Origin of the sequence: Paraglaciecola sp. 25GB23A (assembly GCF_040012495.1) — a bacterium.
GTDB lineage: Bacteria > Pseudomonadota > Gammaproteobacteria > Enterobacterales > Alteromonadaceae > Paraglaciecola.
Window position 1 is genome coordinate 16,546 of sequence record NZ_JBDYKM010000023.1, and the last position, 19,237, is coordinate 35,782.

Sequence of the window (19,237 nt, forward strand, 5' to 3'; positions counted from 1 at the left end):
TGCATTCTAAATACGCTTTGCTTTAAATTACTTAAGCTATCAATGAAAAGTCATTCTATCAAGAGGATGACTTTTAACTTTAAACCAATCTATTTAATAATCTCATGACAAGATATACCCACAATCTAATTTTTTTAAGCTGAGAGCTAATTTTTTTTGTAAAAAGAGGTTAAGGTCTATAAAACAAGAATTTTAAACACCACGCCAAGGAATCATTACCCTATGCAAATCACATCCATTATTAGACGCGCAGCGCAAATTAATCCCCAAGGGATTGCCACCATCTATGAGGGCAGGCAACAAACTTGGACCCAAATGCTGGAGCGGGTCGCGCGCTTGGCTGGCGGTTTGCAGCAACTAGGTATGAAACCAGGGGATAGAGTGGCCTTGTTGTCACTAAATTCCGACCGTTTTATTGAATACTACTTTGCCGTTGTCTGGGGTGGTGGAGCGATGATGCCGATGAACATTCGCTGGGCGGCAGCTGAATGTGCCTATGCATTGAATGATGCGCAGGCTGAGATACTCATCGTGGATGAAACGTTCAAAGGGGTCGCCGCTGAGCTTAGAGCTGATGTTAAGGGCCTTAAGACTATAATCTATTGCGGCGATGGTGAGACCCCTGATGGCATGGAAAATTACGAAAACATTGTGGCATGCAATGCACCTGCAGAGGATGCAGGTCGAGGCAGCGATGATCTAGCGGGCATATTTTATACCGGTGGTACAACGGGTTTCCCTAAGGGCGTCATGTTGTCGCATACCAACTTTTATGTAGGCGGTGTGGCTAATGCTCATGAGCTAAACATGGTTGAAGGTACCGTCTATCTGCACGCTGCTCCGATGTTTCATATTGCTGATTTAATTTGGTTTAGTGCAGTCAGTTTTATGGCCGGAACCCATGTGATTATTCCGATGTTCACACCTGATGGCACACTAGCGGCCATCGAAAAACACAAACCCAGTCAAGTGTTGCTGGTGCCTGTTATGCTGCAGTTGGTTATGCAAAGTGACAAACTGGCACAGACCGATGTATCGTCCTTGCGTCAGATAGCCTATGGCGCTTCACCGATTACCCAGGCCGTCCTCGTTAATGCGTTTAAAAAGTTTCCTAACAGCTCTTTCATACAAGCGTTTGGTCAAACTGAGCTAAGCCCCATCGCATCTGTGCTGTCTGCAGACTATCATGTTTTAGAAGGGCCAAAAGCGGGCAAATTGCGTTCAGCAGGGCGTGCAACGCGAGTCTGCGAGATCAAGGTGGTCGACGCCGACATGCAGGAATTGCCACGCGGCGATGTAGGGCAAATCGCAGTTAAAGGGCCAACCACCATGTTGGGTTATTGGAACAAACCCGAAGTTACTGCCGAAACAATCCGCGACGGTTGGTTACTAACAGGGGATGCAGGCTATATGGATGAGGACGGCTTTATTTTCCTCATGGACCGCGTAAAAGACATGATTGTAACCGGCGGCGAGAACGTCTATTCGGCCGAGGTTGAAAACGCCCTGGGCCAGCATCCGGCCGTAGCTACTAGTGCCGTGATTGGAATTCCAAGCGAGCAATGGGGTGAAAGCGTGCATGCTTTGGTCATACTGCACCCCGGTGCTGAGATAAGCGCACAAGCCTTAAAAAAGCACTGCCATACCCTGATTGCTGGATACAAGTGCCCACACAGCATTGAATTTAGAACGACACCGTTTCCGCTATCGGGTGCGAATAAAGTACTTAAGACCGAATTGCGTAAGCCCTACTGGGAGGGACAAGAAAGACAAATTTCTTAAAACGATTATTGTGTCGGCAGATACCTCGCCGTTTAATGATGCAGTCAAACGCTATTTACAACATCACTTGGTCGAATAAGGCAGCTTTATAACAAAAAACACCTATAAAATGAGTAGGTGTTTTTTATTGAAGATTAACAACATGTGAAGGGTCGAAGATGGCAGCGTCATCGATTAATTGCGCTGCCATCGAACCTATATTAAGAGTTTTTCTTATTTCGACGAGAAGCCAAGCCAATCATTCCTAAGGCAAAAAGGGCAAGCGCGGCTGGTTCAGGTACATCAACAGCTGAAAGTGCTGGCTCTGGTGCATCAACAATTGAAAACGAAACTAAAGCAACTTCTTGACCATTGGCAGAGTTGGTTCCGCCTCCTTGCCAGCGAAATTGTATTTGGTCGCCAATATTGGCCGCTGGTGATGCAAAACGAAACTCATTATAAACCCAGTTTCTAGCACCTAAATTAGGATTCAATAAACCTGATATAGACGTATTTGCAGTCAAATTGAAGATTTCAACGCTTGCACCATTTGCATTGCCACCTCTGACTCCGCCAAAAAACGAAAGAATTCCAGTTTGATTTGACGCTATGATTGAATCGAGCGTAAAAGTAGCGGTGAGCAGAACATTACCGCTATCGTCGTTAACTTCAAGAGCACCGGGTAAGCTAATGTTAGGTGTGCTTGGGTTATTGTCATGATCGTAGGTGCCAATCATACCGCGCGGACCTGAACTAGTAGAACCATAAACTTCAAATCCACCACCATCGGAGTCTACCCAAGAAACAAAAGAAGAGTTTTTTAGTGCTGAGCTGCCACCACTAAAATCTTCCGCGAATATGATGGTTGCGTTGGCATTGACTGCAAGGCAGCTAAAAGACAAAATCATTGCGTGTAAAGCTGTGGTAATAAGTTTAAATTTCATAGTCATTTTCCAAATTAATGCCAATTGATGTGTGGATAATACCGAGCGAAAAGAAATGGAAATATGGCTAAACTGTCCAATTTATAGAAAACCAACATATTGATATTATTTAGCGACTGTTGACTCACAACCGTAAGCGGATTAAGCAAAAATGAAAGCCCAAAATAATGACAGCGCAGTTATCATTTTCAAAAAGCTAAGCTTTGTGATGATACTCAAACTAAAGATTAATGCTGATGAATAAGCCCCAACCTACTTTTTTACTGACTGAAGCGGTTAATCGCTTACTGAGCGAAAGTGATTTACCTGCCTCATTGACTATTGAGCAGTGTGCTTCGGCTTTGGCCATGAGCATGACCTCGTTTAGGCGTAAACTCACTCTAGAAGAAACGAGTTATAAACTGATTCAAAGTAAATTTTTAAATGAACTATGCGTTACAGCATTGCTGACCATGCAAAGCAAGATTGATGACTTGGCCATTAAGTTGGGGTATTCAGAACGGGCAACATTTGAACGGGCATTTCGACAAAAGTTTGGCATTACCCCCTCGCAGTTTCGTGAATTATCCTTAATGACTAGCGTAGAAAATAACTATCTAAAGCTAACAGAAATAGCTGAAAATATGCCGCCAATGCCCGGCAGCTGTAAGCAACTACTGCAAGAGAAAGATCAAGGTAATCTTGACCTGCAAAGGGTACTTAATATTGTTGGTAAGGACGTGGTTTTTTCAGGTCGTATTATGGGCCAAGCAAGTAAAGCCATTTATGGTAGAACCCCAAAAACACTGCAAGAAGCCATTAGCCGAAATCTAGGTATTGGGACTGTGGTTAATTTTGCTATTGTCTATGCAGTCAAAGATGCACTGCAAGAGCACGTAGAGAAGGTCATTATTGAGCAATACAGCCAAGCTTTTCTATTGGCGCCAAAATTATTTCAACGTTTACGCAAGTTGTTGAGCGCAGATATTAAGTTCGACATAGCCCTGACTGAGCAAGTGTTAGTGTTTTCATTGTTAGGGATATTTTTATTAAGTCATAAAAGTACCTATAAACATGAGTTGGTGCTGTATTCATTACAAGGTATCGAAGATCTGCAATCACTGAATGAGCATATCCGAGAATCTATGGCGATCAGTCTTTATGGCGCTTCGTCTCTGATGTTGTCGTTATGGCATCTTGACGCGAGTTTAGTAAAACACATTGGTCATTTAGATAAAGTTAGCCATTCAGGTACAAAAGGTAGCGAACAAGATGAATTAATACTGTTTATGCTGTCGTGTTTATATTTCGCCGCCGCGGGTCATAACGATTTTAGTGTTTTAGAACAAAAAGCCGAGTTGCTGCACATTCAAAATTTTTCAGAAATAAAGCAGTTATTAGCTGATTTAAATTAATTGATTGAAGTGCTATTACACTCGCTATGTCAGTAATTTGTGTAAGTTCTTTAATGAGTAATTAAAGCCATAAAACTGAAAACCCTCTAACAATAATTTTGTGTTAGAGGGCCAAAAATATTGTCTGCCTATCTAATGTGAACTGCAGACAAGCTGCGACACTTATTATTTAACTTAAGATTTTGTTAAACCGACGTATCACTAAACCCATCATTCCTATTGCGAAAAGCGCAAAGGTAGACGTGGCTGGCACCGGTACGTTAGCTTCAGCGCTGATAGGAAAACGCACGTCTTGTACGTTAGCAACAATGCTTTCAGTCGAATAAAATCGCGAATTATTTAATGTAGCGCCGTCTCCGATAATAAACGTGCGTCCAGATGATAAAAACGTACCACTGATATTAGCACCGCCCAGTTCAAAACTTTGAGCGACCGGGTTTGCCACAAAATTGAAAATAACATTTTCAGCAGCAACACCGCCTGACAGTAGGATGTTTGCACCTGAGCCTAACTTGGCCTGTCCAAAAATATTAAACACAAAATAATCTTCCACACTACCCAAAACAGTCAAGGTATCACCACCAGCAAGCAGTAAGTCATTGATTACAAAAGACTGAAATCCATTACCTATAAATTGTGAATTCCCTGACACATTACCCAAATTGGCGCCGATAAACGTTTGAGCTTGAGCTGCCGCGCTACTAATATCATTGGCCAGTTGCGTAAAGTCTGTACAAGCACCTGCCGCACCTGCAACAGTCGCTCCCCAATTATTAGTGATACCCGCGCAAGCATCACCGTCAACAATAACTCCCGCACCTAGTTCCAATGTCTTTGAAGCGGCAACACTACCAAAAATATGCGCTTCTGAGCCCAGCAGTAAATTACCACTCCATTGCTCAGTGCTCGCTGTAGCAAATATATAGTTGTCGGCATCACCGAAATTAATGATTCCTGCTGTGGCAAGGAATGGCAGGTTTGCCGTGCATAAAAACACAAACGCTAAAAAGTTTTTCACTGAATACAGCCTTATTTACAATTGATGAGAGGTAACAAGTTCTGAGCTTGTTAGATTGAGTTCATGATATCTAGGAGCAGAAAATGAAAATATGGCTAAAGTGTCCAACGACCAATAAATAAACAAATTAAAACTTACAGCTCGATTTTTATTCGTTTTGCTTGTGGCAGCGAACTTGATTTAGTTGTGCTCAAATGGCTACTTAATTAACGAAAAATCGATTTGCTTAGCAACTCATCGAGTAAGGGCGGACGAATACTGCGTTTTACGGTTATGGCATAAAAATGCTCAAAAGCCTTAGGTAAACTCAAGTATTCGATTAATACACCGGCAGCTAGTTCATCCTTAACAACAACTTTAGGCAACACGGCCAGTGAACCACTGTCACGAGCAAGTAGGCGCAACATGGCCATGTCATCAACTTGGGCATGGATATTAGGTTCAAACTGAAAGTGGCTACAGAATGCATCGAAGCTGGCACGAATTTCACTTTGTTTGCCTGGTACTACCCAGCGAAAATCTTGGTATCCAGCAGGGAAATCCCTTTGTGGTTTTAGTGTAGGTGGACCGACAATTGACAGCGGTTGGCGTCCCAGTAATTGCACTTGCCATAAATTACCGGCATCTACCGCCACATTCACATTAGATAGCACCACATCGAGCTGATGATTTGACAGGTCATGCAACAGGTTGGTAATGCCTTTGGAAACCAAGGTAAATTGCACATCTTGTCGCTGTAACAGCGGCGAAATAAAGGCTTCAATAAAATTTCGCGACATAATCGACATCACACCAATACGCAGTGGTTGAACTGCCGACTGTAAATCTCCCTTTAACAATGACTCGAGTTCTTCACCTTTACTAAAGATGTCTTGTGCCAAAATAAGGGCCTGCTGTCCGGCTTGACTGAGGATCAATTTACGCCCGCGTCGCTCAAACAATGTCACATCCATAGCGTGCTCTAACTGCTTGATTTGGCTAGATAATGCAGATTGAGAAGTATGCAACTCTTGGGCTGATTGCGTTAAGTTGCCACTTTTAGCAACATGCCAAAAATAGTATAGATGGTGATAATTTAAACGGCTCATAGTTCTCTAATTCAGAACGGTTACATAATATTTATCTATTTTACTGAATGAAATTGAATTTGCATACTACTGCCACTTATAAATGTGGAATTCAATGGTTATGCAAATTCTCCTCTCCGTACTCATACTTTCAGTCGGTTGCTGTTTTGCCCTAGCATCGGTAAAAAGCGAAGTAGCACGACAGTGGCGCAACATGACTTGGTGTTACAGCCTGGCGTTAATATTATCACTCACTTACGGCGTAATTAAATTCTTCAGCGATGACCTTCCTGCCCTGTGGTTTAACCCTTCAATCTTAACTGACCTATTAATGCCACTGGTTGCGTTTCTCGCTTTAATATTAACTCGTTATGCCCGCAGCTATCTTGCCGGTCAATCACGAGTAAGCTATTACCAACGTTGGTTTGCCTTAAGCCTATTAAGTGTGTGGGGAGTACTGACGAGTAACCATATGGCACTGTTTTTTGCGGCTTGGGTCGCCATTAGTTTATGTTTTCATCGTTTACTTATGATCTTCCCAGACCGACCGCGCGCCGCTCTTGCCGCCCATAAAAAATTCATTTTTGCCCGTTGCGCCGAACTCAGTTTGTTTATCGCCTTTTTACTGCTGTATACACATTGGCAAAGTCCTTGGATAAGCGACTGGACAAGCAACATCGCTCAGCTGCAAGGTCTGCCTGTCTCATTGATTTTGGCTAGCTTATTGTTAGTGATTACCGCCATGATTAAATGCGCGCAACTGCCTATTCATGGTTGGTTGATTCAGGTAGTTGAGTCGCCTACCCCGGTTTCAGCCTTGCTGCACGCCGGCATCGTTAATTTGGGGGGATTTTTGATCATTTTATTCGCCCCCCTCATCAGTTTGTCGCAAGTGGCTATTTGGACCTTACTCATTTGGGCTGGACTCAGTGTGGTGATTGCCGCGTTGGTGGTGCATACCCGTATTAGTGTCAAAGTGCGTTTGGCTTGGTCAACCAGTGCCCAAATGGGCTTTATGCTGATTGAATGCGCGCTAGGGTATTATGAGTTAGCGGTATTGCATTTGTTGGCTCACTCCCTTTACAAAGCTTACGCCTTTTTAGCAGCTAGCTCAGAAGTGAATAAATACCTACAAGATCAAATGAGTGGACCCAGCCCAGTTAGCTTTCAAAGGGTTGCAGTTAGCCTTTTGCTAGCAACATTGATGGTAGGGCTGTGGCACAGCATTTTGCCCATCCATCCGGCTATGGCTGCGCTGTATATTGTGATGTTCTCCTTGCTATTTAATCAACTCCTTAGCCGTCAATATTGGTACGTCAGCATCCCCCTCGGTTCAATGCTTTTTGTGGCGGTCTATGGCGCCCAACAATTAGGTTTATCTCACCTAATTGCCTTACCTGAGTTTAGCTTGTCGCTGTGGCAGTTAGTGTGGGTATCGATGCTATTCGTCTTGTTAGGTAGTCTCTACTGGTTATTAAAACTCACAGCAAACCATCCTATTGGTCATGGTCTATACCGCTGGTTGTATGCAGGATTTTATTTAGATGAATGGTCAACTCGACTCACGTTGGCCGTATGGCCCACTGAGTTACCCAAAAACCAAGTTGTTAGCATAAAAAGTAATCAACAGGAGATGTTTAAATGAGCCATGTAGCCAGTGCAGCGAAGAGCCTAAGTGAACAGCAAATACAACGCCTGCAGGTGGCTTGTCAAAAAATAGCACCCAGTTGGCCCTTAGATAATTGGATTGCCGTTAACCCTTGGTGGCGAATGCATGATCAGCCTTTGACCGAGGTTAGCGCTAAACTCAAGGTTTTGGCTGGAGCCAAGTGCACCATGCCAAAGTCATATTTTTTAAGTCGCTGGCAACGGCAAATAAGCTCAGCGCATTTAAGCCAAGCAATCGCTGAATCTGAGCTAAGCGTTGAGCTTAGTGATGTGGTAGCGCATTTAAGCACTGCGGACAGTCAGCATGACTTTATGGCATTTAGCCGCTTACTTGATTTACAGCGCAATCCGCAGCGCCAAATCAGTTGGCATGATGAAATCATTCATCAAATATCACAAACCGTTGCCAGTTATGCCTTACAAATGGAGCAGGGTGAAACCCAACAACAGACTCTTTATCAATATTGGTGGGATCATGTGATCCACGATAAGGGCATCGGCATCGTGATGGCTGCGCCAAAACTCAGCAAAATATTTGCTAGTTTACCGCGCGACCCCCAGCAGATATTAGCCATGACCTTAACTGAACTCGATATTGCCGCGGGTTACCAATCAGAGTTTGCCCACGCGATGTTACTAGATATAAACGGTTGGGCGTCATGGGCTGCGCATCAGCAATGGCTTAAAACCGATATTGAACTTGAGCAGGATCAACTGTGGCAGTTACTGGCCATCAGAATGGCGTGGGAATGGGTATTGTACCGTTATATTACTCAGCAAGAAGCCGATGAACACCGGGCTTTAATTCACCGTTGGCATCAACAATTTGTGGTTCTACCTTTACTTATCACTCACGTCAAAAGCCAACAAGAACTGGATTGGCTGTGGCAACGAGCAGCAGAAATTGCTTATCAGCAAAGTTTGTTTGCAACTCTGCGTCAGCGCAGCAATAAAGAGTCGCAGACGATTGCGACTCCTGTGATGCAAGCGGCTTTTTGTATTGATGTACGCTCAGAGGTTTACCGACGGTCACTAGAAGCACAGCATTCACATATCGAAACCCTTGGATTTGCTGGTTTTTTTGGTTTGCCCTTATCTTTTTCGCCCATCAACAAGGGCTATCAACGGCCGCAACTGCCGGGTTTACTCAGTTCCAGCATAGAAGTAAGACAAAATACACCGACTAGAGGCTTTTCCCGTAACTTTGGTCAATCTTGGGATACCTTTTCGTCGTCGTCTGTTTCCATGTTCAATGCAGTGGAAGCCAGTGGATGGTTTTACGGTCTGAAAATGATCAAAAACACTTGGTTTGCTGGCGCGCCAAGCCATCCAGTCAATGACAGTCTCAATAGCGCCCAATGGCAATTATACAAAGAAGGTCAACTATTAACTACAGGAGATAAAGTCACTTTAGCCCATGGTGTTTTAACTGCCATGGGACTGACCAAAAAGTTAGCCCCGGTCGTATTGCTCGTTGGCCACGGAAGTCAAAGTTGCAATAACCATATGCAAGCCGCGCTAGACTGCGGCGCTTGTTGCGGCCAAACCGGTGAGGTCAATGTGCGGGTGCTGGCAGCTTTGCTCAATGACCCTGAGGTGCGCTTAGGCTTAGCGCAGCAAGGCTTAACTATCCCTGAGCTTACCCAATTTGTTGCCGCCTTGCATAACACTACAACAGATGACATCGCCTTGGTGGCTAATGGTGATGCCTTGTCACACGAGCAACAGCAATGGTTACAACAAGCATCGGTACAAACCCGTAATGAGCGAGCTAGCCGCTTGACCACTGAGGCTGAACCGTCCACAACTACACTATTACAACGCAGTCGTGACTGGGCTGAACTACGGCCAGAATGGGGCTTAGCCAACAACGCCAGTTTTATCGTGGCCAAACGCCAGCACACCCGTGGCTGCAATTTGCAGGGGCGCAGTTTTTTACACGACTATGACTGGCAAAGTGACAAAGGCTATCGCACTTTAGAGTTGATTTTGACTGCACCTATGATCGTCACGCACTGGATCAACTTTCAATACTATGCCTCAGTCACTGACAATAATGTCTATGGCTGTGGCGATAAAACCTTGCATAACGTAGTGGCCGGCCACCTTGGTGTGTTTGAGGGAAATGGCGGTGACTTAAGAGTCGGTTTGCCCATGCAGTCACTGCATAATGGTCAACAATGGATGCACGAACCGCTGCGTTTAAGCGTGGTTATCGATGCACCACAAGATATTATTCAAACCCTCGTTGAGCGCCACGAATCGGTGCGTCAGTTGGTCGATAACCAATGGTTGTATCTGTATGCTTGGCAACCAGAAAATGGCCAGATACAGCGTTTATTTCAAGGAGTGTGGCACCATGCATGAGCGTATTAGTCATTTACGTCAATTAGAAGCCGAAAGTATTCATATTATCCGTGAAGTGGCTGCCTGCTTCGATAATCCCTGTTTGTTTTATTCTATCGGTAAAGATTCAACCGTGTTGTTACATTTGGCACGCAAAGCCTTTTACCCAGGCAAGGTACCCTTTCCCCTTTTGCATGTGGATACCACATGGGAATTTGCTGAAATGGGGCGTTTTCGCGATAAACTGGCCAAAGAACAAGAACTAGATATGCGAGTGCACATCAATCAAGAAGCCTTAGACTTAGGTATTCATCCAATAAGTTCAGGCTCTATTGCGTACAACGACCACATGAAAACCAAGGCCTTAAAACAAGCCATGGCCCAGTATGGGTTCGATGCTGCTTTAGGCGGAGCCAGACGAGACGAAGAAAAATCTAGAGCCAAAGAACGGATTTTTTCAGTGCGTGATGCGTTTCAAGGCTGGGATCCTAAACAACAGCGTCCTGAATTATGGCAACTTTATAACACCCAACTGAGTCACCAAGAATCAGTGCGGGTTTTCCCTCTATCTAATTGGACTGAACTGGATATTTGGCTGTATATCCACTTGGAAAATATCAAAATAGTTCCGCTGTATTTTGCCAAACCACGACTCAGTTGGATAGACAATCACAGTCAGGCAATTTTAGCCCTTGATGACGAGCGTTTACTGCCGTTTTTAAATGAGCAGGAAAAAAACAGTATTGCCACTCGCAATATCCGTTTTAGGACCTTAGGTTGTTATCCGCAAACAGGTGCAGTATTGAGCCAGGCAACTACGGTTACCGACATAATTCAAGAAATGCTGACGTGTAAGACCAGTGAACGACAAGGCCGTTTGCTCGACCAAGACCAACCCGGCTCGATGGAGCAAAAAAAGCGTGAAGGCTATTTTTGATGCTATTGTTACCTAAACCCAAGCCTGTTGCTCTGCTCACGCGCCACGCAAAAGGAGGCGTTATTGCGCCGGTGTTATTCAAGGCGCTTAACTGGCAAGTCGTCAGCACTGATGCATTTGATACCGACCAACTTGGTACTTTCAGTGGCGAAACAAGCAGAACATTAAGCCCATCAGATTGCGCTGCACGCAAGGCCCACTTGGCCTGTGAATTAACCGGCTTGTCCATGGGCTTGGGCAGCGAAGGTTCTTTTAATGCCGGCCCTTATGGCGCCTTGTTACCTTGGAATCAAGAATTAGTGACCTTGCTTGACTTAGATAACAACTGGCAGGTCACTGGTATTGCCCATGGTCCCTCTTTTCATCAACACAGCCAAGTAGCAACTGTAGAAGAGCTTATCGTCTTTATTGATGAAATCCCCAACAACCAAGCATTGATACTCTATCCACAATCACGCCCAGCAGACTGCTTATTTAAAGGCATCTTGGGTAAAGACAATATAATAAAGACATTTCATCAATGCCAAATTCGTTACAATGAAGAGGTCGTAGTTGAGTTTGACTTACGCGCCATGCATTGCCCAGAGCGTCTTATTCGAATTGGTCAAGCAACAGAGAATCTGGTGGCTCGCTGGCAATGTTGTTGCCCGGCATGTCAACAGCCTGGCTTTTGGCCCGACCAATTGGTTGACGGTTTACCTTGTCAGGTCTGCCAATTTCCCACAAATTCAATTGCCAAGCGTATTGCAATTTGCCACGGTTGCCACCATCAACAGTCTTTTGTTGTCGACGCAACCTTTGCTGACCCAGTTAACTGCCCATACTGTAATCCTTAAATGACCATAGAAACCATATTATTATCTCTCGAACTTGAGTCTGACCTCGAGCATGCAGCCGCGCTACTAAAGGCTGGCAAGTTAGTGGCCATTCCTACCGAAACAGTTTATGGGCTTGCCGCCAGTGCACATAACGAAAGCGCTATTAAAGCGGTGTTTGCTGCTAAAAAACGTCCTAGTGATCACCCTTTAATAGTGCACATCGGTCAAATCGAACAACTTTCTGCTTGGGTGGCCGACATACCGCCTGTCGCAGAACAATTGGCCCAACAATGCTGGCCCGGCCCCTTGACTATGATCTTTGCCAAGGCCCCTGGGGTTAGCTCTTTGATTACCGGCGGCCGCGATACCATTGCGGTGCGCATGCCTGACAATGCTCGGGTCCGCCAATTATTAAGTATTAGTGGCCCTGTGGTTGCGCCTTCGGCTAACTTGCATAAAAAGATTAGCCCAACCTGTGCCCAACAAGTCATGGATGGTCTAAACGGACGCATTGATGCCGTGCTCGACGGCGGCGATTGCCAATTAGGCTTAGAATCAACGATTATTGATTTAACCCGCCAACCCGTGCAAATTTTACGTGCGGGGCCATTTTATCCTCAGCATCTTGCTGAGATTATTGGTCAAGATGTTTTATTGCCTAGCCAGCATAACATCGCAGTAGCTGGCAACATGCCAGCCCACTATCAACCAGAGACTAAGGCAAGCCTATTTACCAGCAATGAGCTTATGGAAAAATTATCGAAAACTGAGCAAAAAATAAGCTCAGTAGTGGTATTACATTTTAGTGAGCTGGCGATTAATCAACCCATGCAAGCCATCAAAATGGCCAATCAACGGCAACAATATACCAGTCAACTTTATCAAGCACTGGCACAAGCAGATCGTTTACACTGCACAGAAATATGGATTGAACAGCCACCAGCAGACTGGCATGAGGTAATAGACCGCTTAAGTCGAGCTTGTTTCAGATAAAAGCGCTGCTTAAAGATGATTGTATTAAGCAATCAAATTTAGCCAGCGCAAAAGCAAGTTAATTTAATAAATTTAGCTGAGTTAAGTCGGCTAATTGATCGTTTTTAATCATACGTTTAGCCGCTTCAATATCAGGTGCAAAATAACGGTCTTTATCGTAAAAGCTAACCTTTTCACGCAATAAAGCTTTAATTTTTTCGAGCTTTTCACTGGTCAGTAAGGGCGCTCTGAAGTCCACCCCTTGAGCGGCAGCTAACCATTCAATCGCTAATATGCCTGCCACATTGTCATAAATATCACGTAAGCGACGCGCGGCAAAGGTGGCCATGGAAACATGGTCTTCCTGATTAGCTGATGTGGGCAATGAATCAATCGAAGCTGGGTGGGCATAGGTTTTATTTTCGCTGGCTAAAGCCGCACTGGTCACTTGGGCGATCATAAAACCCGAATTGACCCCACCATTATTGACTAAAAATGGTGGTAATTTGCTTAAACTGGGATCAATCAATAAAGCCATGCGCCGTTCAGATAAAGCGCCAATTTCACACAAGGCAATTGCCAGCATATCGGCTGTCATAGCTACCGCTTCGGCATGAAAGTTACCACCAGAGAGAATGTCGCCACTATCAGCAAACACCAAGGGGTTGTCTGATACACCATTAGCTTCAGTCACCAAGGTTTCAGTAGCAAAACGGATTTGCTGCAAACAGGCACCCATCACTTGTGGCTGACAACGCAAAGAGTAGGGGTCTTGGACCTTTTCACAGCCCACATGAGAAGAGCCAATTTGTGAAACATCTAACAGTCCTCGGTAAGCACTGGCAATGTCAATTTGGCTTTTGTGCCCTCTGGCTTGCTGAATTCTGTCGTCGAAAGGTACCCGAGAACCCTGAGCGGCATCCACACTTAATGCACCAATAGCGATGGCACTATGCAATGCGGTTTCGGCATAAAACAAACCTTGTAAGGCAAAAGCGGTTGACGCTTGGGTGCCGTTTAATAAGGCCAGTCCTTCTTTGGGCGCCAAAGTGATAGTGCTTAATCCAGCTATGGCTAAGCCTTGCTGGGCTGATAAACGTTGCCCTTGATGAAATACTTCACCTTCACCCAGCAAAACCACACTCATGTGCGCTAAGGGAGCTAAGTCACCCGATGCGCCTACCGAGCCTTTTTCTGGAATAGCGGGATAAATTTGTGCGTTGTATAAGGCAATTAGCGCATTAATAACCTCTAGACGAATACCTGAGTAGCCGCGCGATAAAGAATTAATTTTAAGCAGCATAAGCAAACGTACTGTGCCTTCAGACATAAAATCACCGGTACCCGCAGCATGAGATAATACAATGCTGCGCTGCAATAACTCCAGTTCATCAACATTAATACGGGTATTAGCCAATAGGCCAAAGCCGGTGTTAATTCCGTAAACAGTGCGACCTTGTTTTATGACGTCTAGCACCACTTGTTCAGCCGCATTGATGCCAGGTTCGGCATCTTTAGATAGTTCGAGGGGAATGTGCTTGCGGTAAACCTGACGGAGTATGTTCAAATCTAACTGACCGGGTTGTAGTATCAACTTATTCATTATCTTATTCCGCCTCTAACATGGGTAAATCGAGATGGTGCTGACGTGCACAATCCTTGGCAATATCGTAACCTGCATCTGCGTGGCGCATCACTCCAGTCGCGGGGTCGTTATGCAGGACTCGGGCAATACGCGCTGCGGCATCATCAGTTCCGTCGCACACAATGACCATGCCAGAATGCTGACTAAAACCCATGCCAACGCCACCACCATGATGCAAACTGACCCATGTCGCGCCACTCGCCGTGTTGAGCAGGGCATTCAATAGTGGCCAATCTGACACTGCATCCGAGCCATCTAACATGCTTTCTGTTTCACGATTAGGTGAGGCCACTGAGCCTGAATCTAGATGGTCACGACCAATAACAATAGGCGCAGATAACTCGCCGCTTCTGACCATTTCATTAAAAGCTAAACCGAGTTTTTGCCTTTCACCCAAACCGACCCAACAAATACGCGCGGGCAAACCTTGGAATTGAATACGCTCCTTAGCCATATCTAACCAGTTGTGTAAATGTTTATTGTCTGGGATGAGCTCTTTGACCTTGGCATCGGTCTTATAGATATCTTGTGGGTCGCCAGAGAGAGCCGCCCAGCGAAATGGCCCGATACCTTGACAGAATAAAGGACGAATATAAGCAGGCACAAAACCAGGAAAATCAAAGGCATTAGTCACCCCTGTCTCTAAAGCCATTTGACGAATATTGTTACCATAATCTACTGTAGCAGCACCAAGTTGTTGTAGACCTAACATGGCTTTTACCTGTACCGCCATAGACTGTTTAGCCGCATTAACGACTGATTTTTCATCTGTTAGGCGCAACTCAGCGGCTTGTTGCATAGTCCAGCCTTGGGGTAAATAACCGTTCAAAGGATCATGGGCGCTGGTTTGATCGGTCACCACATCAGGTACGATTTGCAGCTCAAGTATTTGACTAAAAATATCTGCTGCATTACCTAGCAGGCCCACGGAAACCGCTTCGCCTGTCATCTTAGCTTGATTAATTAAGGCCAGTGCTTGCTCTAAAGAGGTTGCTTTTTTGTCGAGATAGCCAGATTTGAGACGAAAATCAATACGACTTTCATCTACTTCAACCGCCAGCATTGAAAAACCTGCCATGGTTGCGGCCAAAGGCTGCGCTCCACCCATGCCACCCAAACCACCAGTAAGTACCCACTTACCTTTGGCTTCACCCTCAAAATGCGTGTTGGCAATGCTCACAAATGTCTCGTAAGTGCCCTGTACTATGCCCTGCGAGCCGATATAGATCCAAGAACCTGCGGTCATCTGCCCGTACATCATCAAACCTTGTTTATCTAACTCGTTAAAGTGTTCCCAGTTAGCCCAATGAGGCACCAGATTCGAGTTGGCAATCAAAACACGCGGGGCATTTGCATGAGTAGGAAAAACACCTACCGGTTTACCACTTTGCACTAACAGGGTTTCATCGTCATTGAGACGGGTAAGCACCTCAACAATTTTGTCATAACAAGCCCAGTTTCGCGCAGCACGGCCAATGCCCCCGTACACCACAAGATCTTGCGGATGTTCGGCAACTTCAGCATCTAGGTTATTCATTAACATGCGCATAGCCGCTTCTGTTTGCCAACTTTTTGCAGTGAGCTGTGTGCCGCGCGCGGCGCGAATTATGCGTTTTGGATCGTGTCGGTTCATAACGACTCCTAATTTGTAGGGTTAAATTCGAGGTGGCTACCTAAGCGGTAACGATTGCCTGGATGATAAAGTAAGGCATAACTGACTATGCCTTTGGCGGAATAGGTGCGACGACAGACTTTGAGACAGGGCTGATTAAGGTCGATTTTCAATAACTCAGCCATTTGCGCATTGGGCAGGATGGCTTCAACAATATGATCTGCTTGAGTCAGAGGTGCGACATTATTAAGGTATTTATTGGCCGATGTGAGTGCAAAGTTTTGCTGTAAATAGTCAGGTGCCCATGCTGGATTAACTAGTCGGTCTTCAACTTGCACCGGCAAATCATTTTCTAGATGCACAATTTGGGTATGAAAGATTTCGCTCTTATGCTCGACACCTAGCCAGGCACTTTGTTGCTCCGTGGCCAAAATAGTTTGTTTAATGAACTGCAGATTACTGTATCTGTGTCCACGTTGTTTAATCTCGTCTTGAATACTGCGAATTTCTAACATTGAGCTCATGGGGCGGTGATCGGCTACAAATGTTCCTAAACCTTGAGAGCGAGCCAATATGCCTTCATCGACCAACTCAGTGAGGGCCCGACGAGCCGTCATCCTACTGACTTTATATTGCTCGGCTAGTTGATTTTCAGAAGGCACGCGATCGCCTGACTGCATTTCACCATGGCTAATTTTATCCAGTAATACTGACTTAATATGTTGAAAACGTGGCTGCATATTGTTCATTCTGTTTAGCGCGATGGCCAACGAATTTATACCAACTAGCTTGTATATACAAGTATGTACAAGTAAAGTAACTGCACGCTAGTAAAAATGAAACAAAACCATGGCTCAGCAAAACGATATTTTGATACGCAACGTAAGGCTTGCTTCTATGCAAGATAACGGCAAGCCCTATGGACTGATAGAAAACGCCAGTGTTGCTATTAGTGGCAGCAAGATTGTCGGCATTTTTGGCGAGAATGACACCCTGCCTGAAGGCTATGATGTTATAGATGGACAAGGTCAATGTCTGTTACCCGGTTTTATCGATTGTCATACTCATTTGGTTTATGGCGGCGATCGGGCAACAGAATTTGAACAACGCTTACTCGGCCAAAGTTATGCTGACATTGCCAAACAAGGCGGCGGTATACGCAGCACGGTAAGCGCCACCAGAGCCGCGAGTACGCAAGAATTATTACAAAGTGCCCTAAGTCGCGCTAGACGTTTAGCTGCAGAAGGCGTAACCACCATTGAAGTTAAATCGGGTTATGGTCTGGATTTCGACACAGAAATCAGAATGTTACAGGTGGCTAAACAACTTGAACAACACCTCGATGTGGACATTATGACCACTTATCTTGGTGCTCATGCCGTGCCCGTGGAATACGCACAGCGCGCTGATGACTATATTCAATATGTGTGTGAAACCGTAATGCCGGAAATCGCCAGACTAGGACTGGCTGACGCAGTGGATGTATTTTGTGAAAGCATCGGGTTTTCACTGGAGCAGTGCACCAAGGTGTTTAATGCTGCAGCCCTGCATGGTTTGAGAGTTAAGGCTCATGTTGAACAACTGTCAGACCAAAAAGGGGCAAAATTAGCAGCACAGTTTAATGCCTTGTCAGTCGATCATATCGAATATATGGCAGCAGAGGATGTGGCTTGTTTAAAACAGTCAGGCACGGTAGCGGTAATGTTACCCGGCGCATTTTACTTTTTAAATGAAAGCCAATTACCGCCTATTGCGGCATTGCGTCAGCATGGTGTTCCGATGGCGGTAGCAACCGATTTGAATCCGGGTAGCTCGCCACTAAGTTCGATTTTGACCGCCATGAATATGGCCTGTGTATTATTCAAATTAACGCCGGAAGAAGCCATTCGAGGCACCACCATTCATGCCGCCAGAGCACTGGGTTTGGCAGAGTGCAAAGGTAAAATTGCAGTGGGCTTCGATGCGGATCTTTGTTTGTGGAATATCAATCATCCTGTTGAATTAGTCTACGGAATCAATCAACATCGTCCGCTTAAGAAATGGTACAAAGGTCGTTTGAGTACATTATGATAAAAGCAAAACACTATTTTAATTGGCAAGGACGCATTGACACCGAAGATGCAGAAAGAGGATTCCGTTGGCATCAGGTAGTCAATAACGACAGTGTGTTTGCCACTCGTTGCTCACTTATCGGTTTCGCATGTGATTTAGGAGTCAAAGCCAATAAAGGCAGAGAAGGCGCTGCCTTAGGGCCAACTGCTATCCGTTCTGCTTTGGCAAATATGGCCTGGCATGCGCCAAGCGCTTTACTGGATAAAGGGGATATTATTGCCCAAGATAAGCTCGGCTCCGCTCAGCAAGAATTTGCCGATTTATTAAATGAAACATTAGACGAATCTAGTTTTGTTGTGGGACTAGGCGGCGGTCATGAAATTGCGTGGGCAAGTTATCTGGGTCTGCGCCAACATCTTGATAACCACACTACGGCTAAAAAAATCGGTATTATTAATTTTGATGCTCACTTCGATTTACGCAAACCCGCACCCAAAACAAGTTCAGGCACTCCTTTTTGGCAAATTGCCCAACACTGTAAACAACAAGGTCAGCCCTTTCATTATGCCTGTTTAGGCGTATCTACTGCGGCCAATACACCCGCATTGTTTGATATGGCGAAGGCAACAAACACCAGATATTTAAGTGATGTGGATTGTGATGAACAAACTGCTAAATCCCTTTTAACGCCCATGTTACAAGATATAGATGAGTTATATGTGACCATTTGTTTGGACGCTTTCCCTGCAGGTATTTCACCCGGGGTGAGTGCCCCTAGCGCCTTAGGTATCTCGCCACTGTTTGTCATTAATCTACTGCATTGGTTAAGCAAGGCACAAACAGAATTTGCTTATAATTGGCGCTTAGCTGATATAGCTGAAATGAACCCTACCTACGACAATAGTAATCAAACGGCAAAATTAGCAGCAAGGTTGGCCTTTGAATTAGTCCAAGCAAAATATTGCTAATCTATCTCAGTAGACAAGTTCATACCCTAGCGGTT

At 45.0% G+C, this 19,237-nt stretch carries 15 protein-coding genes; 9 read left to right on the top strand and 6 right to left on the bottom strand.

Going from position 1 to position 19,237, the window contains the following annotated elements; genetic code table 11:
- Positions 1-222: 222 nt before the first annotated feature.
- A complete protein-coding gene (locus tag ABKW31_RS19235; protein ID WP_348618215.1) occupies positions 223-1,782 on the top strand; it encodes a long-chain-fatty-acid--CoA ligase in 1,560 nt (519 codons plus the stop codon).
- Between the two features lie 200 nt (positions 1,783-1,982).
- On the opposite strand, the gene ABKW31_RS19240 is transcribed toward ABKW31_RS19235, so the two are convergent.
- Positions 1,983-2,705, bottom strand: coding sequence for a PEP-CTERM sorting domain-containing protein (locus tag ABKW31_RS19240; RefSeq protein WP_348618216.1), 723 nt, complete (start codon positions 2,703-2,705; stop codon positions 1,983-1,985).
- A gap of 236 nt (positions 2,706-2,941) precedes the next feature.
- On the opposite strand from ABKW31_RS19240, the gene ABKW31_RS19245 reads away from it, so the two are divergent.
- Entirely contained in the window at positions 2,942-4,099 is a 1,158-nt protein-coding gene (locus ABKW31_RS19245) for a helix-turn-helix domain-containing protein (protein ID WP_348618217.1), read from the top strand.
- Positions 4,100-4,268: 169 nt separating this feature from the next.
- Here the strand turns inward: ABKW31_RS19245 and ABKW31_RS19250 are convergent, their stop codons facing one another.
- Positions 4,269-5,117, bottom strand: coding sequence for a PEP-CTERM sorting domain-containing protein (locus tag ABKW31_RS19250; RefSeq protein WP_348618218.1), 849 nt, complete (start codon positions 5,115-5,117; stop codon positions 4,269-4,271).
- Between the two features lie 206 nt (positions 5,118-5,323).
- Positions 5,324-6,205 (bottom strand): LysR family transcriptional regulator, encoded by an 882-nt coding sequence (locus ABKW31_RS19255; protein WP_348618219.1) that lies wholly within the window; start codon positions 6,203-6,205, stop codon positions 5,324-5,326.
- A gap of 100 nt (positions 6,206-6,305) precedes the next feature.
- Between ABKW31_RS19255 and ABKW31_RS19260 the strand changes: the two genes are divergently transcribed.
- From ABKW31_RS19260 to ABKW31_RS19280, 5 genes are read left to right on the top strand one after another with little or no spacing between them, the layout of a single operon-like run.
- Positions 6,306-7,829, top strand: a complete 1,524-nt coding sequence (locus ABKW31_RS19260; protein ID WP_348618220.1) for an NADH-quinone oxidoreductase subunit L — start codon at positions 6,306-6,308, stop codon at positions 7,827-7,829.
- On the top strand, positions 7,826-10,219 hold the full coding sequence (locus ABKW31_RS19265; protein ID WP_348618221.1) for a DUF2309 domain-containing protein: 2,394 nt from the start codon (positions 7,826-7,828) through the stop codon (positions 10,217-10,219). The genes ABKW31_RS19260 and ABKW31_RS19265 overlap by 4 nt, the downstream gene beginning before the upstream one ends.
- Positions 10,212-11,135, top strand: coding sequence for a sulfate adenylyltransferase subunit CysD (gene cysD, locus ABKW31_RS19270; RefSeq protein WP_348618222.1), 924 nt, complete (start codon positions 10,212-10,214; stop codon positions 11,133-11,135). The genes ABKW31_RS19265 and cysD overlap by 8 nt, the downstream gene beginning before the upstream one ends.
- Complete coding sequence (locus ABKW31_RS19275; RefSeq protein ID WP_348618223.1) at positions 11,135-11,971, top strand: DUF6671 family protein; 837 nt, start codon at positions 11,135-11,137, stop codon at positions 11,969-11,971. The genes cysD and ABKW31_RS19275 overlap by 1 nt, the downstream gene beginning before the upstream one ends.
- On the top strand, positions 11,972-12,946 hold the full coding sequence (locus ABKW31_RS19280) for an L-threonylcarbamoyladenylate synthase (protein WP_348618224.1): 975 nt from the start codon (positions 11,972-11,974) through the stop codon (positions 12,944-12,946).
- Positions 12,947-13,004: 58 nt separating this feature from the next.
- On the opposite strand, the gene hutH is transcribed toward ABKW31_RS19280, so the two are convergent.
- Genes hutH through hutC form a run of 3 tightly spaced genes read right to left on the bottom strand, consistent with a single transcriptional unit; the run spans position 13,005 to position 16,922 of the window.
- Entirely contained in the window at positions 13,005-14,528 is a 1,524-nt protein-coding gene (gene hutH / locus ABKW31_RS19285; protein WP_348618226.1) for a histidine ammonia-lyase, read from the bottom strand.
- A 4-nt stretch (positions 14,529-14,532) separates the two neighbouring features.
- On the bottom strand, positions 14,533-16,203 hold the full coding sequence (gene hutU, locus ABKW31_RS19290; protein WP_348618228.1) for a urocanate hydratase: 1,671 nt from the start codon (positions 16,201-16,203) through the stop codon (positions 14,533-14,535).
- An 8-nt stretch (positions 16,204-16,211) separates the two neighbouring features.
- Positions 16,212-16,922, bottom strand: a complete 711-nt coding sequence (gene hutC, locus ABKW31_RS19295; protein WP_348618229.1) for a histidine utilization repressor — start codon at positions 16,920-16,922, stop codon at positions 16,212-16,214.
- 109 nt (positions 16,923-17,031) lie between these two features.
- Here hutC and hutI point away from each other — a divergent pair, with 109 nt between their 5' ends.
- The gene (hutI, locus tag ABKW31_RS19300) at positions 17,032-18,252 is read left to right on the top strand and encodes an imidazolonepropionase (RefSeq protein ID WP_348618230.1); all 1,221 of its coding nucleotides are present in this window, start codon (positions 17,032-17,034) and stop codon (positions 18,250-18,252) included.
- Positions 18,249-19,202, top strand: coding sequence for a formimidoylglutamase (gene hutG, locus ABKW31_RS19305; RefSeq protein ID WP_348618231.1), 954 nt, complete (start codon positions 18,249-18,251; stop codon positions 19,200-19,202). Before hutI ends, hutG begins: the two co-directional genes overlap by 4 nt.
- The last annotated feature ends 35 nt before the right edge of the window (positions 19,203-19,237 follow it).

Bases quoted from the DNA above. Each gene is read 5' to 3' on its own strand.
- ABKW31_RS19235 (WP_348618215.1), top strand. From the start codon at position 223: ATGCAAATCACATCCATTATTAGACGCGCAGCGCAAATTAATCCCCAA.
- ABKW31_RS19240 (WP_348618216.1), bottom strand. From the start codon at position 2,705: ATGAAATTTAAACTTATTACCACAGCTTTACACGCAATGATTTTGTCT.
- ABKW31_RS19245 (WP_348618217.1), top strand. From the start codon at position 2,942: ATGAATAAGCCCCAACCTACTTTTTTACTGACTGAAGCGGTTAATCGC.
- ABKW31_RS19255 (WP_348618219.1), bottom strand. From the start codon at position 6,205: ATGAGCCGTTTAAATTATCACCATCTATACTATTTTTGGCATGTTGCT.
- ABKW31_RS19260 (WP_348618220.1), top strand. From the start codon at position 6,306: ATGCAAATTCTCCTCTCCGTACTCATACTTTCAGTCGGTTGCTGTTTT.
- ABKW31_RS19265 (WP_348618221.1), top strand. From the start codon at position 7,826: ATGAGCCATGTAGCCAGTGCAGCGAAGAGCCTAAGTGAACAGCAAATA.
- cysD (WP_348618222.1), top strand. From the start codon at position 10,212: ATGCATGAGCGTATTAGTCATTTACGTCAATTAGAAGCCGAAAGTATT.
- ABKW31_RS19275 (WP_348618223.1), top strand. From the start codon at position 11,135: ATGCTATTGTTACCTAAACCCAAGCCTGTTGCTCTGCTCACGCGCCAC.
- ABKW31_RS19280 (WP_348618224.1), top strand. From the start codon at position 11,972: ATGACCATAGAAACCATATTATTATCTCTCGAACTTGAGTCTGACCTC.
- hutH (WP_348618226.1), bottom strand. From the start codon at position 14,528: ATGAATAAGTTGATACTACAACCCGGTCAGTTAGATTTGAACATACTC.
- hutU (WP_348618228.1), bottom strand. From the start codon at position 16,203: ATGAACCGACACGATCCAAAACGCATAATTCGCGCCGCGCGCGGCACA.
- hutC (WP_348618229.1), bottom strand. From the start codon at position 16,922: ATGCAGCCACGTTTTCAACATATTAAGTCAGTATTACTGGATAAAATT.
- hutI (WP_348618230.1), top strand. From the start codon at position 17,032: ATGGCTCAGCAAAACGATATTTTGATACGCAACGTAAGGCTTGCTTCT.
- hutG (WP_348618231.1), top strand. From the start codon at position 18,249: ATGATAAAAGCAAAACACTATTTTAATTGGCAAGGACGCATTGACACC.